Origin of the sequence: Intrasporangium oryzae NRRL B-24470, from assembly GCF_000576595.1 — a bacterium.
Taxonomy (GTDB): domain Bacteria; phylum Actinomycetota; class Actinomycetes; order Actinomycetales; family Dermatophilaceae; genus Intrasporangium_C; species Intrasporangium_C oryzae.
On sequence record NZ_AWSA01000011.1, the window covers coordinates 83,193 to 103,163 of the forward strand.

Below are 19,971 nucleotides of genomic sequence, written 5' to 3' on the forward strand. Positions count from 1 at the left end.
ACGACGCGGTGGCTCGTCAGCGGTCCTCCTGTCCCCAGGAGGTGAAGGTGGCGAACTCGAGCGGGTCGTCTTCGGGGTCCAGGCGTTCCAGGTCCGGGACGTCCTGGCCGCGCATGAAGGCGAGCAGGGTGTCGATGAGGTCGGTGGTCAGCGGCGGTCCCTGCTCGCCGTGGCGCGGGTAGACCACGATCGGCCAGTCGTCCGGTTCGCCGGTGGTGAGCCAGCCGAGCTGGTCGCCGTCGATGGTGTTCGCGAAGGCCAGCAGCCCTCCCGGCTCGGGCCACGCCGCGAACGGGAACTCGTCGGGGAAGCCCGCGCGCAAGTCGCGGTAGGTGCGGCTGACGAACTGGGCACGCGCGACCAACCCATCGGCGGAGAGGTCCAGCGGCGACGGGAATCGCAGGTAGGAGCGCCAGATCCCCCCGCCGTACGTGTTCATCAGCTCCACGTATGCCGACGGCAAGCGGCCGCCGAGCGCCTCGAGGACCGACTCCCACGTGCCGCCCTCACCAAGGTCCGGCGATGTGGGTGGTGGGATGAGGGCGCGCAGTGCGGTCAGGCCGTTGCCACGGGTGAGTGCCTGGCGTCGGCGGGCCCGAGCGGTATCTCGGACCGGACGGGGTGGTGGCGTCCACGCGATCGCTTCGGCACGGTGGCTCGTGCGGCTTGCCCGGTGGGGCATGGGCCCGATCCTGTGGTGCGGGGAGACGTCGATCCCCGTGGTGATGAGGGTGGCGAGGAAGTCGACGAAGGTCAGACCGGTATGCACCCAGGGGTCAATGCCCGGCTCGAGGTCGAGCGCGAAGACCACGACGGGCCACTCGTCCGGGTCCGGTCCGGTGGTGTCCCAGAAGAACCGGTCGTTGTTGCGTGTTTCGGCCCAGGGCAGCAGGCCTCCCCGTTTCGGGTGGAAGTCCGGCAGCGGCGCGTCCTCGTAGTACTCCCGGGCCAGGGCGCGCGTGTCGCGCACGGTCGTTCGAAGCCAGGTCGAGTAGCCGGGGAACTCAGGCTGGTCACCGCAGGGGACTTCGACCCAGACCCAGTCGCCGAAATACCACGGCCCGAACGTCGACCCGATCTCCTTGTAGGCCGCCGGCAGGGAGGTGCCGAGCCAAGTCTCGACCGCCGGCCAGTCGACATCGAAGGGCATCGGCGCGGGGTCACCGACAAGGGCACGCAAATCGGACAGGTCCACCCGCGGCATCCTGCCATCCTTCGTCACCGCGGACCCGTCCACACCCCACGCGTTGGCCGAGAGGCATCGCAGGTCGACCGACACAGGTGAGCGCACGTCCCCCCGTCGTGCGCCCACCTGCTGTCCGGGAGGGACCCGGCGGCATACGGCCGGGTCCCTGTGCTCAGCGGCCCGCGCCGACGAGCTCGGGCTCCCGACCGTCCGGTCCGGGTGCGGCCGACGTCGCCGCCGCAGCCGGCAGGGCGTCCTCGTCGACGTCGATCATCGTCGCCTCGTCGAACGGCAGCTGACCGGCGAGGACCCGGTCGGCCTGGGCCCGGTCGATCTCGCCGACCCACGTGCCGATGAGGACCGTCGCGATGGCGTTGCCGGCGAAGTTCGTCAGGGCGCGGGCCTCGCTCATGAGGCGGTCGATGCCGACGATGATGCCGACACCGGGGACGAGGTCGGGGCGGTGCGACTGGAGGCCGCCGGCGAGGGTGGCGAGTCCGGCGCCGCTCACCCCGGCCGCGCCCTTGCTCGCGATGATCATGAAGACGAGGAGCGAGACCTGCTGGCCGATCGTGAACGGCTTGTCCATCGCCTCGGCGATGAAGAGGCTCGCCATCGTCAGGTAGATCGCCGTGCCGTCGAGGTTGAACGAGTAGCCGGTCGGGACGGTGATGCCGACGACGGGCCGCGAGACGCCGAGGTGCTCCATCTTGGCGATGAGGCGCGGCAGGGCCGACTCCGACGACGACGTCGAGAGGATGAGGAGGAACTCGCGGGCGAGGTACTTCAGCAGCGAGAAGACGTTGATACCCGTGAAGACCTTGAGGATCGAGCCGAGGAAGCCGAAGACGAAGATCGCGCAGGTGACGTAGAAGGCGACCATGAGCAGCCCGAGGCTCTTCAGCGAGCCGAGGCCGGTCGACCCGACGAGGGCGGCCATCGCGCCGAAGGCGCCGACCGGCGCGGCCCACATGATCATCGCCATGAGCCGGAAGACGAGACGCTCGAGGTACTTGATCGCCGAGAGGATCGGCTCGCCGGAGCGGCCCATCTTCTGCAGGGCGAACCCGACGAGGAGCGCGACGAGGAGGGCCTGCAGCACCGACCCCGAGGTGAGCGCGGACACGAGCGTGTCGGGGATGAGCCCGAGGAGGAAGTCGACCGTCGTCAGGGCCTCCCCGGCCACCTGCTTCTGGCCGGCCGCAGCCATGTCGGCGGTGAGGTGCAGCCCCGAGCCGGGCTTGATGATGTTGCCGACGACGAGGCCGATGCCGAGGGCGACCGTCGACATCGTGAGGAAGTAGGCGAGGGCGAGGCCGCCGACCTTGCCGACCTGGGCTGCCTTGCGGACCGAGCCGATGCCCAGGACGATCGTGCAGAAGATGATCGGGGTGATCATCATCTTGATGAGGTTGACGAACCCCGTGCCGAGCGGCTTGAGCGACTTCCCGAACTCGGGGAAGAGCCACCCGACGAGGATGCCCGCCACCATGGCGACGATGACGGCGACGTAGAGCAGATGGGTGCGGTCGCGCTTCGGTGTCGACGCGGCCTGCTGGGCGTCGACGGCGCTGTCGGCGGTTGAACTCACGGTGACCTCCGTTGGCTGGGTCCGGGCCGCAGGGCCGCGGGACCGGTTGGTGACTCCGAGCGTGGCCGCCGAGGTGACTAGGGTCACGATTGTGTTCATTGAGTTCTCGCCGCGGCGCTGGAGCGTCGCGACGCAGACCTTCGCACTCCAGGTCCTCATCGCCGTGCTGGTGGTCGCGGCAGGGCTCCTCGGCGCCTACGTCCAGGCGCGCCGGGCCGGGGCCGAGGAGGCAGTGGCCCGGGCGACGGCCGTCGCCCGGACCGTCGCCGCAACGCCGGCGGTCGTCACGGCGGTCGAGGGTCCTGACCCCACGGCGACCCTCCAGCCGTACGCGATGCGCGTCGGCGCCGACTCGGGGACCGACTTCGTCGTCATCATGAGTCCCGACGCGATCCGCTGGACCCACCCGGACCCGGCCCAGATCGGGCACCGGTTCATCGGCCACACCGAGGCCGCGCTCGCCGGCGGCACCGTCGTCGAGGACTACACCGGCACCCTCGGCCCGTCGACGCGCGTCGTCGTCCCCGTCCGCGACGGCGCGAGGATCGTGGCCCTCGTCGCGGTCGGCATCCGCACCTCGGCGGTCGGCGAGCAGGTCCGCGCCCAGCTGCCCGGCATCCTCCTCGCCGGTCTCGCGGCGGCCGCGGTGACCGGCCTCGGCATGGCCCTCGTGGCGCGCCGCGTCCGGCGTCAGACCCACGGCCTCGGCGAGCGTCAGCTGCGCGACATGTACGAGTACTACGACGCCGTCCTCCACGCCGTGACGGAGGGCCTGCTCATCGTCGACCTCGACGGCACGCTCCGGCTCGCCAACGACGAGGCCGTCCGGCTCCTCGACCTGCCCGCCGACGCCGTCGGGCGCCCCGTGCGCGACCTCGGGCTCGCCGCCCCCCTCACCGATGCGCTCACCGACGGCGAGCCGCACGAGGACGAGCTCCACGTGACGAAGGCCCGGGTGCTCGTCCTCAACCAGGGCCCGGCGATGTGGCGCGGACGCCTCCTCGGCCACGTCGCGACCCTGCGCGACCGCACCGACCTCGAGGCGCTGACCGGTGAGCTCGACTCGGCTCGCGGCCTCACCGAGGCGCTGCGGTCGCAGGCTCACGAGTCGGCCAACCGGCTCCACACGATCGTCAGCCTCATCGAGCTCGGCCACACCGACCGGGCGCTCGCCTTCGCGACCGACGAGCTGCAGGTCTCGCAGCGGCTCACCGACCGCGTCGTCGCGGCCGTCGAAGAGCCTGCCCTGTCGGCCGTCCTCCTCGGCAAGGCCGCCGAGGCGAGCGAGCGCGGCATCGACTTCGTCGTCGCGCCCGGCTCGCACTGGCCGCGCGACGTCGCCCCGGCCCGCGACGTCGTGACGATCGCCGGCAACCTCCTCGACAACGCCATCGACGCCGTGTCCGCCTCCGAGGGCGAGCGTCGGGTGACGGTCGACGCCCACCTCGAGGACGCCACCGACCAGGAGCCGTATGCCGTCCTCGCCGTCTCCGACACCGGGCCGGGACTGCCGCCCGGCGGGGTCGACGACGCGTTCCGGCGCGGGTTCTCGACGAAGGAGCAGGGCAGCGCCGGCCGGCGCGGCATCGGCCTCGCGCTCGTCGCCCAGTCGGTCGAGCGACTCGGCGGGACGCTGGAGGTCTCGGGGCCGCCGGGAGCGACGTTCACCGTGCGCCTCCCCCGGGACGGCGCGAGGAGGGAGATGACGTGAGCGGACCCGTGCTCCGGGTGCTCGTCGTCGAGGACGAGCCGATCGCCGCCGAGGCCCACACGGCATACGTCTCGCGCGTTCCGGGCTTCGAGGTCGTCGCGACGGTGGGCACGAGCCAGGCTGCCCTCAAGGCGCTGCAGGACCGGGCCGTCGACGTCGTCCTGCTCGACATGAACCTCCCCGACCGGCACGGGCTAGACGTCGTGCGCGCGATGCGCGCGAGAGGCCATCGGGCCGACGTCATCGCGGTGACGTCGGCCCGCGACCTCGAGGTCGTGCGCTCGGCGGTGTCGCTCGGGGTCGTCCAGTACGTCCTCAAGCCCTTCGTCTTCGCCACGCTCCGCGACCGGCTCCTCGCCTACCGCGCCTACCGCGACCAGCTCTCCGCCGGCGAGGAGGTGAGCACCCAGGCCGAGGTCGACGAGGTCTTCGCGGGCGTGCGTCGCGGCGGTGAGGTCCGGCTGCCCAAGGGGATGGGCGAGGAGCTCCTCGGCCGTGTCTCCCGAGCGCTGCGCGAGGCTGACACGGGACGCTCCGCCTCAGAGCTCGGCGAGCTGCTGGGCGTCAGCAGGGTCACGGCGCGACGCTACGCGGAGTACCTCTGCGACACGCGGCGCGCGAGCCGGCGCTCGCGGTATGCCGGTGCGGGGCGTCCGGAGGTCGAGTACGTCTGGCTCCGCTGACCCGGCCTCAGCCGGACGGGTCACCGGCCGGCGGTGACGGGCGTCGGCCGGCCGAGCAGGGCGAGCAGCCGCACCTGGCGGTCGGCGTCGTCGGAGACCGGCACGGGGGGCTTGCAGACGCCGTCGTCGTAGAGATGGTCGCCGAAGCCGGGGAGCGACCCCTCGACGAGGTCGAGCTCCGCCGGCGTCAGGGCCTCGTCGCGGGCGGCGGCCCGGGCCAGGTCCCACCGGTGGACGACGAGGTCGAAGCCGTAGAAGCTCGTCATCGTCGCGCCGATCGTCGTGCGGCCCAGGAGGCCGTCGTACTCCCGGGCGGCCACGTGCTCGTCAGCGAGCAGGCTGCGGACGACCGCGTCGTGGGCGTGCCATGTCCCGACCGGGTCGGACGTGAGGTCCGATGCACCGACGGGCCCGGCGTCGAGGCCGTGCCGTGCGAAGAAGTCCCGCTGGGAGCCGATGACGTGCGCCACGACGTCGCGGCCGGACCACCCCTCGCACGCGGAGGGCGCGTCCCAGGCGTCGGCGGGAAGGGTGTCGACGACCGCGCCGAAGCGGTCGGCGAGGTCGGCATAGGTGGTGAGAACAGTGGACACGGTGGTCTCCTTGTCGGCTCGACTGGTGGTCGGTTCGACGCTAGGCGGCGCCCTGTCGGGGGGTCTTGATACTTTCCGACACATGGCTCCCCCGAGCGCCACGCGTCGCCCCGACGACACCGAGCCGGCGCACCTGCGCGACCCGGCCGACCAGCCGTTCACCATCGACCGGTATGCGGTCTCCGACGACCTGCTGCCCCTGGCGCGCCGCTTCTGGATCCCCGTCTGGGACGTCCCGGCGGGGGCACAGTCGACGCAGCGGGTCCTGCAGTACCCCGTCAGCCTCATCGTCATCTCCGAGACCTATGCCCGGTTCTACGGCGTCGTGTCCGGACTCTCCGCGACGACCCTCGAGGGGCAGGGCTGGGGGCTCGGGCTCATGCTCCAGCCGGCGGCCGGGGCCCTGCTCACGGGGCGCCGGGCCCGTGAGGCCACCGACCGTGACATCGACGTGGCTGACGTCCCCGGGCTCAGCGGCATACGCCCGGAGCTCGTGCGCGAGCTCATGCGCCCCAGCCCTCGGGACGAGCAGGCGCGGGCCGCGGCCCGCGCCCACGTCGAAGACGCCCTCCGCCCGCACCTGCCGGTCGACGAGGAGGGCCAGCTCGTCAATGCGATCGTCGAGGACGTCGAGGGCTCACCCGAGTTGCTGCGCGTCGACGAGCTGTGCGCCCGGTTCGACATCGCCGAGCGCACCCTCCAGCGGCTCCTCCACAAGCGGCTCGGGATCGGGCCGAAGTGGCTCATCCGCCGACGTCGCCTCCAGGAGGCGGCCGACCGGCTCCGCGACACCGGCGCCGAGCTCGCCGGGATCGCCGCCGAGCTCGGCTACGCCGACCAGGCCCACTTCACCCGTGACTTCCGCAAGGCGACCGGCATCACGCCCGGCGAGTTCGCCGCCCGCTTTCGCTGAGGCGAGACCGGCCTCAGTGCGTCAGGACCGGCACGGCCTGGCGCTCGACGGCCGCCATCCTGCGGCTGATCCACGGCACGAGGGCGAAGAGGACGGCCGTGAAGGCGAGCGTCATGATGCCGAGCACCGCGTAGTACTGCGAGTCCGGCAGGTCGGCCATCCCGGTGATGAGCTGCGCCGCGATCGCCTGGCCGGCGGCGCTGCCGAGGAACCACAGGGCCATCGCCTGGCTCGTGAAGGCGCGCGGGGCAAGTCGGGTCGTCGCCGACAGGCCGACAGGCGAAAGACACAGCTCCGCGACGGTCTGGAGGACGAAGACCGACGTGAGGACGATGACGGGGGCGGTGTTGCCCTGGTAGGTCGCGAACGCCCACGACATGGCGAGGGCCGACAGCCCGATCAGGCCGACACCGAGGACGAACTTCATCGGCGTCGAGGGGAACCGGCCCGCACGCTTGGTCCAGATCCAGCCGAAGACCGGGGCGAGCACGATGATCGCGAGCGGGTTGACCGACTGGAACCACTCGGGGTCGATGGTCACCCCCGCGACCTGCTTGACGGTGTTGTCGGAGGCGAAGAGGGCCATCTTGCCCGCCGCCTGCTCGAAGATCATCCAGAAGAGCATCGCGCCGATCCAGAGCGGGATGTAGGCGGCCAGGTGCGAGCGCTCCTGCGCCTCGACCTTCGGGCTGCGGAACATCATCGTGAAGTAGGCGATCGGCACGAGGATCGCGACGATCGAGATCGCGTCGATGACCTGGTCGAGGAGGGTGTCGCGCCACACGCCGGCGAGCAGCACGACGGCGACGAAGGCGACGAGCGCGCTGATGCCGAGGACGAGGACCTTGCCGCGCTCCTCGGCGCCGAGCGGGTTGGGGACGTCGTCGCCGGAGCCGCGGAGCGTACGGCGTCCGAGGACGAACCAGACGAGCGCGATGGCCATGCCGACGGCGGCGGCCGAGAAGCCGGCGTGGTAACCCCAGTTGTTGCGGAGGAACGCGACGACGAGCGGCGACAGCAGGGCGCCGATGTTGATCGCCATGTAGAAGATCGAGAACCCGGCGTCGCGACGCGGGTCGTCGTCCGAGTAGAGCCGGCCGACCATCGTCGAGATGTTCGGCTTGAGCAGGCCCGTGCCGAGGGCGACGAGGACGATGCCGAGCCACGCGGTCGCCGCGGCCGGGACGGCGAGGCACAGGTGGCCGGTCATGATGACGAGACCGCCGTAGAGCGTCGAGCGGCGCGCGCCGACGAGCCGGTCGGCCGCGAAGCCGCCGATGACGGAGAGCAGGTACACGGAGGCGCCGTAGATGGCGACCACTGCCGCGCCGGTCGACTCGGCGATCCCGAGGCCGCCGTTCGCGGCGGTGTCCACGAGGAAGTAGAGCAGGATGGCCCGCATCCCGTAGTACGAGAAGCGCTCCCACAGCTCGACGAAGAACAGCGTCGAGAGGCCGGTGGGGTGGCCGAGGAAACCGCGGTCAGCGGCGCTCGACCTCGGCGTGGGACGGTCGTCGGTACGACTGGTCATGAAGGCTCCCAGGACCCCCGCGACGGGGGGATCGGCAAACGGACAACCCTTCCACGGTAGGTGGCGTCCGCGTATACCTCAAACCGGACGGGTTCGGGCGACGCCGCGCCGAAGTTCTCGCCCATCGGACACAAGACCCGCCGCGAGGGCCGCTCCGACGCCCTCCCCCGCACGGATTCGCAGGTCGAGCAGCGGCTCGAGGCCGAGCTCGCGAAGGACGAGAGCGTGGCCCACCTCACGCGAACGCTGCCCCGCGACGAGGTGCGCGGCGACGGCCGGCTCGAGGCGGACCGCGGCCAGGGCAGCCACCGAGGTGGCCAGCCCGTCGAGCACGACGACGCCCCGCGCCTCGGCGACGCCGAGGACCACCCCGGCGAGGACGGCGATCTCGCCGCCGCCGAGTCGGCGCAGGGTCTCGTGGATGCCGAACGCGCCTTCGGGTCGGGGCCCGACGCGGGCCAGGGCGCGTTCGACGACCTCGCGCTTGCGCTCGACCATCGCGGCGTCCGCGGACGAGCCGCGCCCGACGACGTCGTCCGCCGGGCGGTCGAGCAGGGCGGCTGCCACCGCCGCGGCGACCGTCGTGTTGCCGATGCCGACCTCGCCGACAGCGACGAGCCCGGAGGCCGCCAGCGCGCGACCGCGCTCGTGCCCGAGATCGCGCAGGGCGGCATACGTCTCCTCGTCGAGCGCGTCGGTCGCGACGAGATCGCCTCTGCGAGAGCCGATCCCGGCGTCGATGAGCTCGACGTCGAGGCCGGCCGCGCGCGCGGCGACCGCCCCCATCGACGTGCCCTCACGGGTCGCCCGGGCGACGTCCGCGGTGACCGACGCATCGAAGGCGGAGACGCCGTATGCCGTCACGGCGTGGTCCGCGGCCGCGACGACGAGGGTGCCCCCGCCGTCGGCGACGGGCAGGGCCTCGATCCGGTCGAGGACGCCGTCGAGGACGCCGAGCGAACCGGGGACGGCCAGGAGGTCGTCGGCGCGGTCGCGGGCGGCGACGACGTCGGCCTGGTCGGGCGCGCGCAGGTGCGACTCGGGCGCGTCGACCTCGACCCAGCGCTCGCGCATGACGACCTGGTCGAGGGGGAGCCGGCGCGACCAGCCGGCCCGCTCGAGGCCAGGCTCGGGCGGGCGCTCGTCGGGCCAGCCCAGGCAGAGCCAGCCGAGGGTCTCGACGCCGGTGGGGAGGCCGAGCAGGTTCGCGAGCTCCTCGGGCTCGAAGAGGGTGACCCACCCCAGTCCGAGGCCGTGGGCCCGGGCAGTCAACCACATGTTCTCGATGGCCGCGGCGCACGACCACAGGTCGGCGTCGGGGAAGGTGGCGCGTCCGAGGATCCCGGCGGCGGGTGTGCGGCGGTCGCACGCCACGACGACCCCGAGCGGCGCCTCGCGGATCCCCTCGAGCCGGAGGTCGAGCAGGCCGCGTGCGGACTCCTCCGCCATCCCGGATGCCTGGCGCAGCCGGGCCCGGTCGGCCATCGCCGCGGCGGCGTCGCGCGTCTCCGCGGCGGTGACGACGATGAAGCGCCACGGCTGGGAGTGCCCCACGCTCGGACCGCGGTGACCCGCGAGGAGCACGGCCTCGAGAGCCTCCTCGGGCACGGGGTCGGGCCGGAAGCGGCGGATGTCGCGCCGCGCGCCGACGACCCGGGCGAGGGACTCGATGTCGTCGGTCAGCGCCCAGGCGTCGGGCGTCTGGGCGCGCTCGGCGGCGGAGGAGGCGTCGCCGATGGTCGGGACCGGCCTGCCGTACATCGATCGACCCACGCTGCCCGACTAGTCCGTGAGCGCGGAGAGGAACACCCGGTCGAGGTCGTCCACGTCGCGCGCGACGTAGAGCTCACCGGACGTCGCCGCGGAGATCTTCCCGAGGGACGCGGCGTCGGCCTGGTCGCCCAGGGCGATGCTGAGGATGCGAACGGGGCGCTGCGGGTCGGCCAGCGGCTTGACCTTCGCCAGCACCGCATCGAGGCTGGCGCTGCCTTCGTCCTCGTTCTTGCCGTCGCTGATGAGGATGATCGTGTTGTTGCCGGGGCGCCAGTGGGTCCGGGCCGCGTCGGCGGCCGCGATGACGGTGTCGTACAGGCCGGTGGCCCCGTCGGCGGTCAGGCCGTTGACCGACTGCTGCAGCGCCTGGCGGGCTGTCGTCCCGCCGACCGCACGCGAGAGCGGGCCGAAGTCGGACACCGACGTGTAGTCGGTGCCCTGGTCCTTGCGCGAGAAGGTCCAGAGCGCGACCGACGTCCGGTCGGAGAAGAGCGGGAGCGACGACGTGATGGCCTGCTTGGCGAGGTCGAGCCGGGTCGCGTTGCCCGCGCTCGGGACCTTCTCGTTCATCGAGCCGGAGATGTCGAGGACGACGAAGACGCTGCCCTGCCGGTCGAGCGCGCTCCAGGCCTGCAGGACCGTCGCGACCCGGTCGGCCTCGGGCGTCGGCGGGGTGTAGTGGGGCTCGTCGGCCAGCGCGCCGAGGCTCTCGTCGGGGTCGGCGACCAGTCGGGGTGTGCGCCAGCCCTTGGCGGCGAACTGGTTGGCGGCGTCGCCCTTGACGAGGAAGTCGGCGAACCGGTCGAGGGCGGCCCGCTGCTGGTCGGTGACCCAGGGGACGTTGAGCGTGATGACGGGGACCTCGGCGGGCGCGACGCCGTCGCTCGGGTAGAGGGCGACGAGCGGCACCCGTGGCGAGGTGCGGTTGAAGGCCATGACCTCGCGCTCGGTCCACGGCATGAGCGGCGTCTGGCGCAGCGCCTCGGCGGTCGTCATCGCGCCGTCGCGCAGGGGCGCGAACGCCTTGGACGGGTCGGTCCCGAGGGAGGTGATGGCGCTCTGGGCCGAGAGCAGGTCACGGCGCACGTCGTCGACCGAGGTCTGGTCCTGCACCGTGGTGTCGTAGATGCTGGCGGTGGCGGCGAGGCTCGACGGACTGTGCAGCGGGTCCTGCCAGGCGAGGTGGAGCGGGCCCCACTCGCTGTGGCCGCGGGCACCCCAGCCCTTGGCGTCCTGGGCCAGGCCGAGGAGCTCGGACCAGGACGGCTCGTGCTGCGGCCAGCCGAGCGCCTCGGCCATGGGCCGCGGGGCGGCGACCACGGTCGGGCTCACGGCAACGACGGGGTTGGCGCGGGGAAGTGCCGCCGACAGCTCCGGTCGCCGGGCGAGCACCCTGCGCCAGAGCCCCGACTCGGGCACCCAGGCCGTGGGGGCCTGCGCGCCGCCGCGGGCCTGGAGCGCCGCGCCCAGCGTGTCACCGAAGGCATCGGGTGCCACGGCCGTCACGGTCGTGGTCGCGCACGCGCCGTTGACGGAGGAGGCGGTGCCCGCGTCGAAGGCCGCCGCGGCCTTCTTCAGGATCGGGGCGACCTCGGGCGACGCCGCGATGCGCAACGGGAACCGGGAGGAGTCGCACGTCGCCGCCTCGGCCGAGTCGCCCGAGCGTGAGACGAAGAACCACACCCCGACGCCGGCCAGCAGAGCGAGGACGAGGGCGGTCACCAGGACATTTCGCCCCGCCGACCGTCTCGGCGCACGGTGCCGGCCCCCGCCGGCGGTCCTCCGAGTCTCCCCCTGGGGACCAGTGACTGGCCCGCTCGACTGTGTCCCCATGCGCAGAGTTTGTCAGCGGGGTGCGGCGAGGACAAGGAGATACCACATCCCAATACCGCGAACCTGCCGAATCCCGAGATCCGGGCGCGCTCAGGAGGTCCGGACCAGGGCTCCGTGCTCGGTCGAGGCCGCCTCGCCCGCGACTGCCGTGCGCGCCACGACCAGGCCGATCAGGACGAGACCGACCCCCAGGACGAGACCGTGCGAGACCCGCACGACGGGCGTCCCGAAGAACTGCGGGAGGTAGGTCACCGCACCCGCCGCAGCGAGGAGGCCGCCGAGGCGCCCGGCCGTCCCCGAGCGCCAGAGGCCGACGGCGAGCCGGACCCCGACGACGGCGAGGAGAAGCAGCCCGAGCGCGAAGATCGTCAGGGCCACGGGGCCGTAGCGGAAGGAGTCGGCGACGGCGAGCACGGCCGCGTCACCGCGCTCAGCGGCATACGTCCCGAGGGCGTGCAGGCCGAAGGCCTCGGCGCCGTAGTACGGCAGGAGGAAGGCGGCCGCGAGCCAGGCGAGGGTCTCGACGCTCCTCACCCCGCGCCCGGGCCAGGTGGGGACGGGGGTCGAGGCGAGGCCGCGCAGGGCGAGGGCGAGGGTGACGAAACCGACCATCCCGAGCAGGTGCGCGACGGGCCACGCCGTCGACGCGTAGGTCAGGGCTCCCTCGGCTCCCGTCTCCGGGCCCCAGGGGCGGAGCAGGGGGTAGGCGGCGAGCGCCAGGCCCGAGACGACGAAACCGACAGCCGCGGTGCGGCCAGACAGCGAGCTCATGATTCCTCCATTATGTGAGCAGTGCTCTCGTTACAGGACGATCATGAGGCATGGCCCAGTCAAAAGCAAGAGCACTGCTCACATTTCTGTCGTCAGGCGAACCCAGGTCCGCGTCGCGCCGAGGACCCGCTCGCCGTCGAGGTCGTCGAGGGACATCCCGACGAACGCCGTCGCGGCCTCGGAGCTCTGCCAGCGGAAGCGGTACGTCTCGGAGGTGACCGCATCGGCGATCGCCCGGCCGGCGTCCTCGGCCGTCTGGGCCCGGTCGAAGGCCCCCGCGGTGCGGGCGAGGTAGGCGGCGAGCAGGGCGGCATACGGGTCGGAGTCGTCGGCCTCGACCCTGGCGACGTTGCCGACGAAGTCGCTCGCGACAGCCGCCGGCTCGATGACGCTGACCCAGACGCCGAACCGCTCGGCGACGGGTGCGAGCGACTGCATGAACCCCTCCACGGCGAACTTCGCCCCGCAGTAGGCGTCGGCGAACGGCTGGCCGACGGCGCCGCCGACGCTCGTCACGGTGAGGATGCGGCCGCTGCCGGCGTGGCGCATGGCCGGCAGGACGAGCTTGGTCAGGGCGACCGGGCCGAGGTAGTTGACGTCGAGCTGCGCCCGGATGTCGTCGAGGCTCAGCTGCTCGGCGGTGGCGACGGCGCCGCGCCCGGCGTTGTTGACGAGGACGTCGATACGGCCGTGGTCGGCGACGACGGAGTCGAGGCAGGCGGCCGCGGCCTCGTGGTCCGTGACATCGAGGGTGCGGACGTCGAGGTCGACCCCGGCGCCGGCCGCGGCGTCACGCAGGGCCGTGCTGCGCGTCTCGTCGCGCATCGTGGCGACGACGGTGAGGCCGCGGCGGGCGAGCTCGACTGCTGCGTGCAGCCCCATGCCGCTGGACGTTCCGGTGACGACGGCGATCTGGTTCATGGCCCGACGCTACGCCCGAGGCGGGCACCCGTCGACGCTCGCTCGGGCTGGCGCGCGGCCGCCTGCGCGACCGTCTTCTCAGGCCTCCTCCTCAGGCCTCCTTCTCAGGCCTCGACGTCGTCGAGGCCGGCGATGACGATCTCGAGGAGCCGGCCGAGCTCGTCTCGCTCGTCGGCGGTGAGGCCGCGCAGCGTGTCGCTCTCGACGACGTTGGACTCCCGGACCGCGGCGCTGAACAGGGCCCACCCGTCCTTCGTCAACGAGACGAGGGTCCGGGTGCGGTTCGTCTGGTCGGGGGTGCGCTTGACCAGTCCGCGGGCGGCCATCTTGTCGAGCCGGTGCGTCATCGAGGACGGGGCGACGCTCGAGCGGTCGGCGAGCTGGCTCGGCGTGAGGCACGTGTCACCGGCCTTGGCCAGGGCGGCGAGGACCGCCCACTCGCCCTGGGTCAGGCCGAGGTCGGCGAACTGACGGGCGTACCACTGGTCGAGCCGCTTCGTCACCGCGTAGACGGCCGTGATGACGCGCTGGACGGTCTCCTCGCCGCCCGCCGCCACGTAGGACGCGACGTCCTCCGCGTGCTGCTGCTGCGCCGTGCGGCGCCTGGCTCCCATATCCCGATTGTCCCACGAAACGTTCGAATGCTAATCTTTCGAAGTCGAAAGTTAGATTTCGAAGACTTAGGTATCGAAGCCCCACCGCCGTGGCTCGCCCAACTGCCAGCCCACCCAGGAAAGGGGTGTTCCCATGCGCACCAAGCTGCTCATCCTCGCGTCCTCCATCGGCATGCTCGGCTGGGGCACCGTGCTCCCCTACCAGTACGCGTATGCCGCCAACACCCGTGGGTGGGGACCGCTCGCTGCCGCGCTGGCGAGCACGCTGTTCTCGGCCGGGGCGCTCGTCGCCGCGCCGTTCGCCGGACGGCTGTCCGACCGGTTCAACCCGGTCACGGTCGCCGTCTGGGCCAAGGTCGTCGCCGCCCTCGGCGTCGCCTCGCTCGTCCTCGCCGACCAGGCGTCGACGTTCCTCGTCGGCATGTTCGTCTTCGGTCTCGGCCTGACCGCGGCCGGCCCCGCCGCGTCCGTCCTCGTGCTGCGCTGGGCCGACAGCAGCGACCGGCGGAGGGTCTTCGCCTACAAGTTCACGGGCGAGGCGATCGGCATGGCCGTGGGCGCCTTCGTCGCCGGCTACGTCGTCGACCTCCACCGCCCCGACGGCATGACCTTCGCCTTCGTCGCGGCGGGCCTCGGTTTCGCGATCTCGGCCGCGCTCGTCCACCTCGCCGGAATCGGCGCGCCGACGACGTCGCCCGCCGACCTCGCGGCGGCCGACGCCGAGGAGCGGGTCGGTACCTTCGAGGGGCTCCGCCGCATCTTCGCCGTCCCCGCCCTGCGCTGGACCGCGCTCGTCACCGTCGCGCTCGCGCTCGGGTTCTACGCCCAGTTCGAGTCGGGCCTGCCCGCCTACGCCCTCACGGTCCTCGACGTCCGGGAGACGTCGATCGGGCTGGCCGCTGCGGTCAACTGCATCGTCATCGTCGCGCTCCAGGTCGTCGTCGTCCGTCTCACGGCGCGGCGCGGCGCCGGCTCGCTGCTCATGGCCGTCGGGGCGATCTGGGTCCTCGCATGGGTCGTCCTCTCGGTCGCCCAGCTGAGCCCGGCCATCGCGTCGACGCTCTTCGTGACGACCTACGGCATCTTCGCCGTCGGCGAGACGATGTACTCCCCCGTCCTCAACCCGCTCACGGCGAGCCTCGCGCCCAAGGGCCTCGTCGGCACGACGCTCGGCACCTTCACGGCGATCCAGACGACGTTCTCGGCCCTCGGCCCGCTCGTCGCCGGGGCCCTGCTCGGCGCGGGTCTCGCGAACGGGTTCCTCGCGCTGCACCTCGGGATCAGCCTCACGGCCCTGTATGCGGCGTGGCGCCTTCGTGCGGCCCTGCACCGGTCCGCGGTCGTCCGGGTCACCGACGGCCCGGCCGCGGCCGGCCCGCCCGCGGTCGCGGTCGGGGAGCAAGAGGCCGGCTCGGCAATTCCGGCCGCCGCCTGACCCCGCGGAGGGGCCCCGCCCACGAGGCGGTGCCCCTCACGGGAGGTCGGCGATGGGGGTGAGCAGGCCGCGGCCGGCGAGGCCGACCGTCTGGGAGAGCGTCGCCAGGAAGTCGGTCCGCAGCGGCTCGACGCCCTGGAGCGTCCACAGCACCTTCGCGTTGGTCCAGGCGGCGTCGCGGGCCCGGGTGATGCTCCAGCCGCTGACGAGGTTGGCGAGCGGTCCGGCATACGTCTTGTCGACCTCGAGGGCGAGCCCGTCGAGGAAGGACTGGCGGACCTGCTGCTGCACCGAGGCGAGCAGGTCGTTGACCTTGCGGTAGTCGGCCTCGACGCCGGGGCTCTCCGGCGTCAGGCCGAGCTGCCGGCACGCAGCGACGACGGCGATGGGCAGGTCGTGGTTGATATGGGCGTTCATGCCGGCGAGCGCGTACTGGATCGGCGCCCGCCCCGCCTCGGCGCGGGTGGCGAAGAGCGGGGCCCAGGCCGGGTCGGGTGCGGCAGCGTCGACCGCGGCGAAGTAGAGCCCCGCGAAGACGAGGTCGAGCCGGGTCACGAAGGCGGCGTCGACGAAGGTCCCGGCCGCGATCCGGTCGCGGACGAGCTCGGTGACCTCGAGGTACATCCGGTTGAACTCGGCGACCCCGTCGGTCGGCGGCAGGCCCGTCTCGATGGCCTGCATCCGAGCGACGACGGCATCGACCGACCCCAGCTGTCCGGGAGGAGGAGGCACCGGCTTCTGCGGGCGCAGACGCGCACCGACCGCCGCGACGACGTCGGAGAACCAGCTCATGCTGCGGACGGTAGACCGGGACGCACCGGCGCGCCGGGGAATCAGCGGTAGTGCTCCTCGTCGATCGAGGCGAGGCGTGACGGGAGCAGCTCCTCCCCCAGCCCGTAGAAGCGCTGGAAACTCATGATGAGCGGCCGCCATGCGTCAGGGTCGATCCGGTTGGCATGGCCGGAGGCCTTGACGTCCGGGTGGACGTGGACCCGGACGACCTGCGCCACGACGAGGGCGTGGTCGGTCTCGTGGATCGCCTCGACGCACGCCTCGAGCGCGACCGGGCACTGCGCAGCACGCGGTGCGGTGACGACGTCGGACGCGACCGGGCTGAGGCGTGCCAGGCCGAACTTGTCCTTGTGGTGCCGGTAGCCCGCGGCCGACTTCCAGGCGTTCACGTGCTCGGCGCCCGTCGTGAGGGCGAGCCGGTCGACCGCGTCGACCTGGTCGTGGCTGGGGAGGTTGATGACGAGCTCGCGCGTGCGTCGGAGGTTCGCGAGCGAGTGGGAGGCGAGCCCGAAGCCGAGCGTGGCGGTGTGGCCCATCCAGAAGGCCGAGGAGATCGGGGCGAGGTTGGCCGTCCCGTCCTCGTTCGTCGTGGACACCAGGACGACGGGGGTGCCGAGGTAGAGGATGGCCGGGTCGATGGTGATGTGGCTGTTCACACCCGGTAGACGCGCGACGTAGCCATGGTGTGAGGTCGGGCGTGGAACGCGGCGATGCGCTCGATCGCCTCGCCGACGGCGATGCTCCCCGCGGCGAAGCTGAGCCGGACCGAGCGGCCGCCGGCCCGGTCGTCGAAGTCGCCTCCCGGCGTGATCGCGACGCCGGCCTCCTCGATGAGGGCCTTCGCGTATGCCGCTGAGCTCCCGAAGCGGTCGAGCTGCGTCCCGAGGTCGGCCCAGTAGTAGAAGGCGCCGTCGGCCGGGGCCGCCGTGCCCCAGCCGAGACGGGCCTCGTTGTCCAGCAGCAGCTTTCGGGTCCGGGCGAACTCTGCGACGGCCTCGTCGCACTCGAGGTAGGACTCCTCGGCGAAGGCGGGGACCGCGGCATACTGCGCAGGCGCGGGTGGGCACAGCGCGACGTTGCCGGCGAGCGCGTCGACCGGGCGAGCGAGGTCCTCCGGGAGGAGCATCCAGCCGAGGCGCCAGCCCGTCATGCCCCAGTACTTGCTGAACGACGAGATGACGAGCGCGCGGTCGTCGATCTCCCACGCGCAGACGCCGCGCGGGTCGTCCGCGCCCGCCTCGGGGTAGGTCACGCCGTGGTAGATCTCGTCGCTGACGAGGCGGACGCTGTGCGCCTCGCACCACTGCGAGATCGCCGTCAGCTCCGCCCGGTCGACCATGGTGCCCGTGGGGTTCGCGGGCGAGGCGACGATGAGCCCCGCCAGCGGACCGGCCGCTTGGGCCGCGTCGAGCAGCTCCGGCGTCGGCTGGAAGCGGACCTCGGGACCGCAGTCGATCTCGACGACCTCGCAGCCGAGCGCGCGGAGGATGTTGCGGTACGCCGGGTAGCCCGGCCGGGCCAGGGCCACGCGGTCGCCGGCGTCGAAGGCGGCGAGGAAGCCGAGGACGAAGGCCCCGGACGACCCGGTCGTGATCGCGACGCGCGCGGGGTCGACGTCGAGGCCGTACCAGCGGCGGTAGTGCCCCGCGATCTCGGTGCGCAGCTCACGGATGCCGAGAGCCGACGTGTAGGTCAGGGCGCGCCCCGAGGCGTGGAGCGCGGCCGCGGCCTGGGAGACCAGGGACGGGGCGCCCCCGGACGGCTCGCCCGCGCAGAGGGAGACGACGTCGCGACCCTCCGCCCGGAGCACGGCCACCCGGTCGAGGATGTCCATGACCTCGAACGGCTGGACCTGCGACCGGCGGGAGGGCGAGAAGGCGGGGGGCGTCGTCGTCACCCCGCCAGTCTCCTCCACCGTTCGCGCCCGGCCTCCGCCGTCTCGCCGTGACCATCGGACCAGCATCGAGAGCGCCGCGCGCGAGTCGGTTTGCCCGCGCCCGCGCGGGCCGGTGAGGATGTGGCGATGGCGAACGGCTACGCGCAGGGGGTCAGACTCCCGTATGCCGCCGGGCCGCTTCACGTCCGCCGCTGGGTCGAGCGCGAGCTCGGGGCTTCCGTCGTCGAGGCGCTCGATGCCACGGGGGGCATGTCGCCCGGGCCGGCGGCCCGAGTCGTCGGAGCCGACGGGCGTCGCGGGTTCGTCAAGGCATGCGGCACCGAGCTCAACCCGCGCACACCGGACCTGCTTCGGACGGAGGCGAGGGTCCTGTCGGCCCTTCCGGCACACCCGTCGCTGCCACGGCTGCTCGGCGTGTACGACGACGGTGACTGGGTCGCGCTGCTCATCGAAGACCTCGACGGCGGCCTTCCAGCGAGTCCATGGCGGCGGCCCGACCTCGACCGGGTGTCGGCGACCCTGAGCGACCTACGGCACGTCCTCGACGACGTCGAGCTGGAGGGCGTGCCCAGGGCGAGCGCGTCGGCCCCGATCTTCGTCTCCCGCTGGCGCGAGCTCCCCGCCCTGCGGGCGAGGCTCGAGCCGTGGTGGGCCGAGCACCTCGACGTGCTCGCCGCCCACGCGCAGCGCGCCGCGGACCTGATCGACGGGGACTCGTTGCTGCACTGGGACATCCGGTCGGACAACGTCATGCTCGGTGAACATCGCACCGTGCTCGTCGACTGGGGTCAGGTCCGTGTCGGTCGCGCGTGGATGGACCACGCGATGCTCGCGCTCGACTGCTCGATAAGTGGCAGCGCGGTGACCACGGGCGAGCTCGCTCGCACGGACTCCGTCCTGCGCCACCTGGATCCGGACGACCTGCTCGCCGTCGCGGCGGCGGCGGCCATGTCCTTCAAGGTCCGGTCGCGCGGGCCCGGCGCGGTCGGGCTGCCGACCCTCGTCGCGACCTCGAGCCGGTGGGCGGAGGCGCTCGTGCCCTATCTCTCGGAGGCACTCGACCGCGCGGGGGCACCTGCGGACTGAGCGGCATACGGGCGCGGGTCGATACGCTCGAGCGATGACGACGGCCTACCACGCAGACTCCTCCGACCTCGCCGAGAAGGAGGTCCTCACCTGGGAGCGCTTCGGCGAGGCGTGCCGCGAGCTCGCCGTCCAGGTGGCCGAGTCCGACTTCGCGCCCGAGATCCTCATCGCGGTGGCCCGCGGCGGCCTGCTGCCGGGCGGCGGCCTCTCCTACGCGCTCGGCCTCAAGCTGACCGACGCGATCAACGTCGAGTTCTACACCGACGTCCACGAGACGCTCCCCGACCCGGTCCTGCTCGCCCCGCACCTCGACACCGCGAGCCTCAAGGGACACCGGCTGCTCGTCGTGGACGACGTCGCCGACTCGGGCCGCACCCTCGGGCTCGTCCTCGACCTGCTCCGCGAGCACGGGGCCGAGGCCCGCAGCGCCGTCCTCTACGCCAAGCCGCGATCGGAGGTGCGCCCCGACTACGTCTGGAAGGAGACCGACCAGTGGATCGTCTTCCCGTGGTCGGCCGAACCGCCCGTCACGGCGGGGCCGGCCGGGTCGAGCGCCTGACGAGGTGAGGCGCGACACCACAGGGACACGGCCGAGGTGTCGTCGGCACACATGGCCCTGGGGTGTGACCGCCCGATAGACA

Annotated in this window: 18 protein-coding genes; 6 read left to right on the forward strand and 12 right to left on the reverse strand. The window is 72.7% G+C overall.

From position 1 onward, the window contains the following. Nucleotides 1-16: 16 nt before the first annotated feature. Nucleotides 17-1,204, reverse strand: a complete 1,188-nt coding sequence (locus N865_RS06890) for an SMI1/KNR4 family protein (protein ID WP_051510296.1) — start codon at nucleotides 1,202-1,204, stop codon at nucleotides 17-19. Nucleotides 1,205-1,358: 154 nt separating this feature from the next. After that, entirely contained in the window at nucleotides 1,359-2,777 is a 1,419-nt protein-coding gene (locus N865_RS06895; RefSeq protein WP_034803399.1) for a cation:dicarboxylate symporter family transporter, read from the reverse strand. Between the two features lie 91 nt (nucleotides 2,778-2,868). Between N865_RS06895 and N865_RS06900 the strand changes: the two genes are divergently transcribed. Together N865_RS06900 and N865_RS06905 are read left to right on the forward strand one after the other, a co-directional pair. Continuing rightward, entirely contained in the window at nucleotides 2,869-4,488 is a 1,620-nt protein-coding gene (locus N865_RS06900; protein WP_245603693.1) for a sensor histidine kinase, read from the forward strand. Next, on the forward strand, nucleotides 4,485-5,171 hold the full coding sequence (locus N865_RS06905; protein WP_211244872.1) for a response regulator: 687 nt from the start codon (nucleotides 4,485-4,487) through the stop codon (nucleotides 5,169-5,171). The genes N865_RS06900 and N865_RS06905 overlap by 4 nt, the downstream gene beginning before the upstream one ends. Nucleotides 5,172-5,191: 20 nt before the next feature. On the opposite strand, the gene N865_RS06910 is transcribed toward N865_RS06905, so the two are convergent. Further along, nucleotides 5,192-5,764, reverse strand: coding sequence for a TIGR03086 family metal-binding protein (locus tag N865_RS06910; protein WP_034803340.1), 573 nt, complete (start codon nucleotides 5,762-5,764; stop codon nucleotides 5,192-5,194). Nucleotides 5,765-5,846: 82 nt separating this feature from the next. Between N865_RS06910 and N865_RS06915 the strand changes: the two genes are divergently transcribed. Continuing rightward, on the forward strand, nucleotides 5,847-6,677 hold the full coding sequence (locus N865_RS06915) for a helix-turn-helix domain-containing protein (RefSeq protein ID WP_034803341.1): 831 nt from the start codon (nucleotides 5,847-5,849) through the stop codon (nucleotides 6,675-6,677). A 13-nt stretch (nucleotides 6,678-6,690) separates the two neighbouring features. Here N865_RS06915 and N865_RS06920 read toward each other — a convergent pair whose 3' ends face one another. From N865_RS06920 to N865_RS06945, 6 genes are all read right to left on the reverse strand, one after another. Continuing rightward, the gene (locus tag N865_RS06920) at nucleotides 6,691-8,208 is read right to left on the reverse strand and encodes a peptide MFS transporter (RefSeq protein WP_034803343.1); all 1,518 of its coding nucleotides are present in this window, start codon (nucleotides 8,206-8,208) and stop codon (nucleotides 6,691-6,693) included. Nucleotides 8,209-8,286: 78 nt separating this feature from the next. Beyond that, entirely contained in the window at nucleotides 8,287-9,981 is a 1,695-nt protein-coding gene (bluB, locus tag N865_RS06925) for a 5,6-dimethylbenzimidazole synthase (protein ID WP_034803345.1), read from the reverse strand. A gap of 9 nt (nucleotides 9,982-9,990) precedes the next feature. Next, nucleotides 9,991-11,703, reverse strand: coding sequence for a VWA domain-containing protein (locus N865_RS06930; protein ID WP_034803347.1), 1,713 nt, complete (start codon nucleotides 11,701-11,703; stop codon nucleotides 9,991-9,993). A 201-nt stretch (nucleotides 11,704-11,904) separates the two neighbouring features. Continuing rightward, the gene (locus N865_RS06935; protein WP_051510298.1) at nucleotides 11,905-12,585 is read right to left on the reverse strand and encodes a hypothetical protein; all 681 of its coding nucleotides are present in this window, start codon (nucleotides 12,583-12,585) and stop codon (nucleotides 11,905-11,907) included. A 78-nt stretch (nucleotides 12,586-12,663) separates the two neighbouring features. Continuing rightward, a complete protein-coding gene (locus N865_RS06940) occupies nucleotides 12,664-13,506 on the reverse strand; it encodes an SDR family NAD(P)-dependent oxidoreductase (protein WP_034803349.1) in 843 nt (280 codons plus the stop codon). Nucleotides 13,507-13,610: 104 nt separating this feature from the next. Further along, nucleotides 13,611-14,120: a MarR family winged helix-turn-helix transcriptional regulator gene (locus N865_RS06945; protein ID WP_034803350.1), complete on the reverse strand. Its 510-nt coding sequence runs from the start codon at nucleotides 14,118-14,120 to the stop codon at nucleotides 13,611-13,613. 133 nt (nucleotides 14,121-14,253) lie between these two features. Here N865_RS06945 and N865_RS06950 point away from each other — a divergent pair, with 133 nt between their 5' ends. Further along, nucleotides 14,254-15,555 carry an MFS transporter gene (locus N865_RS06950; RefSeq protein WP_084328023.1) on the forward strand — a complete coding sequence of 434 codons (1,302 nt, stop codon included), beginning with the start codon at nucleotides 14,254-14,256 and terminating at the stop codon, nucleotides 15,553-15,555. A 36-nt stretch (nucleotides 15,556-15,591) separates the two neighbouring features. Here the strand turns inward: N865_RS06950 and N865_RS06955 are convergent, their stop codons facing one another. Genes N865_RS06955 through N865_RS06965 form a run of 3 tightly spaced genes read right to left on the reverse strand, consistent with a single transcriptional unit; the run spans nucleotide 15,592 to nucleotide 18,181 of the window. Continuing rightward, nucleotides 15,592-16,347, reverse strand: a complete 756-nt coding sequence (locus tag N865_RS06955; RefSeq protein ID WP_051510299.1) for a DUF5995 family protein — start codon at nucleotides 16,345-16,347, stop codon at nucleotides 15,592-15,594. Between the two features lie 41 nt (nucleotides 16,348-16,388). Beyond that, entirely contained in the window at nucleotides 16,389-17,003 is a 615-nt protein-coding gene (locus tag N865_RS06960) for a flavin reductase family protein (RefSeq protein ID WP_034803351.1), read from the reverse strand. Continuing rightward, complete coding sequence (locus N865_RS06965) at nucleotides 17,000-18,181, reverse strand: aminotransferase class I/II-fold pyridoxal phosphate-dependent enzyme (RefSeq protein WP_407636745.1); 1,182 nt, start codon at nucleotides 18,179-18,181, stop codon at nucleotides 17,000-17,002. Before N865_RS06965 ends, N865_RS06960 begins: the two co-directional genes overlap by 4 nt. A gap of 189 nt (nucleotides 18,182-18,370) precedes the next feature. Between N865_RS06965 and N865_RS06970 the strand changes: the two genes are divergently transcribed. Next, nucleotides 18,371-19,330 carry a phosphotransferase family protein gene (locus N865_RS06970; protein ID WP_034803352.1) on the forward strand — a complete coding sequence of 320 codons (960 nt, stop codon included), beginning with the start codon at nucleotides 18,371-18,373 and terminating at the stop codon, nucleotides 19,328-19,330. A 34-nt stretch (nucleotides 19,331-19,364) separates the two neighbouring features. Further along, on the forward strand, nucleotides 19,365-19,889 hold the full coding sequence (locus tag N865_RS06975; protein WP_034803353.1) for a phosphoribosyltransferase: 525 nt from the start codon (nucleotides 19,365-19,367) through the stop codon (nucleotides 19,887-19,889). Nucleotides 19,890-19,971: the final 82 nt, after the last annotated feature.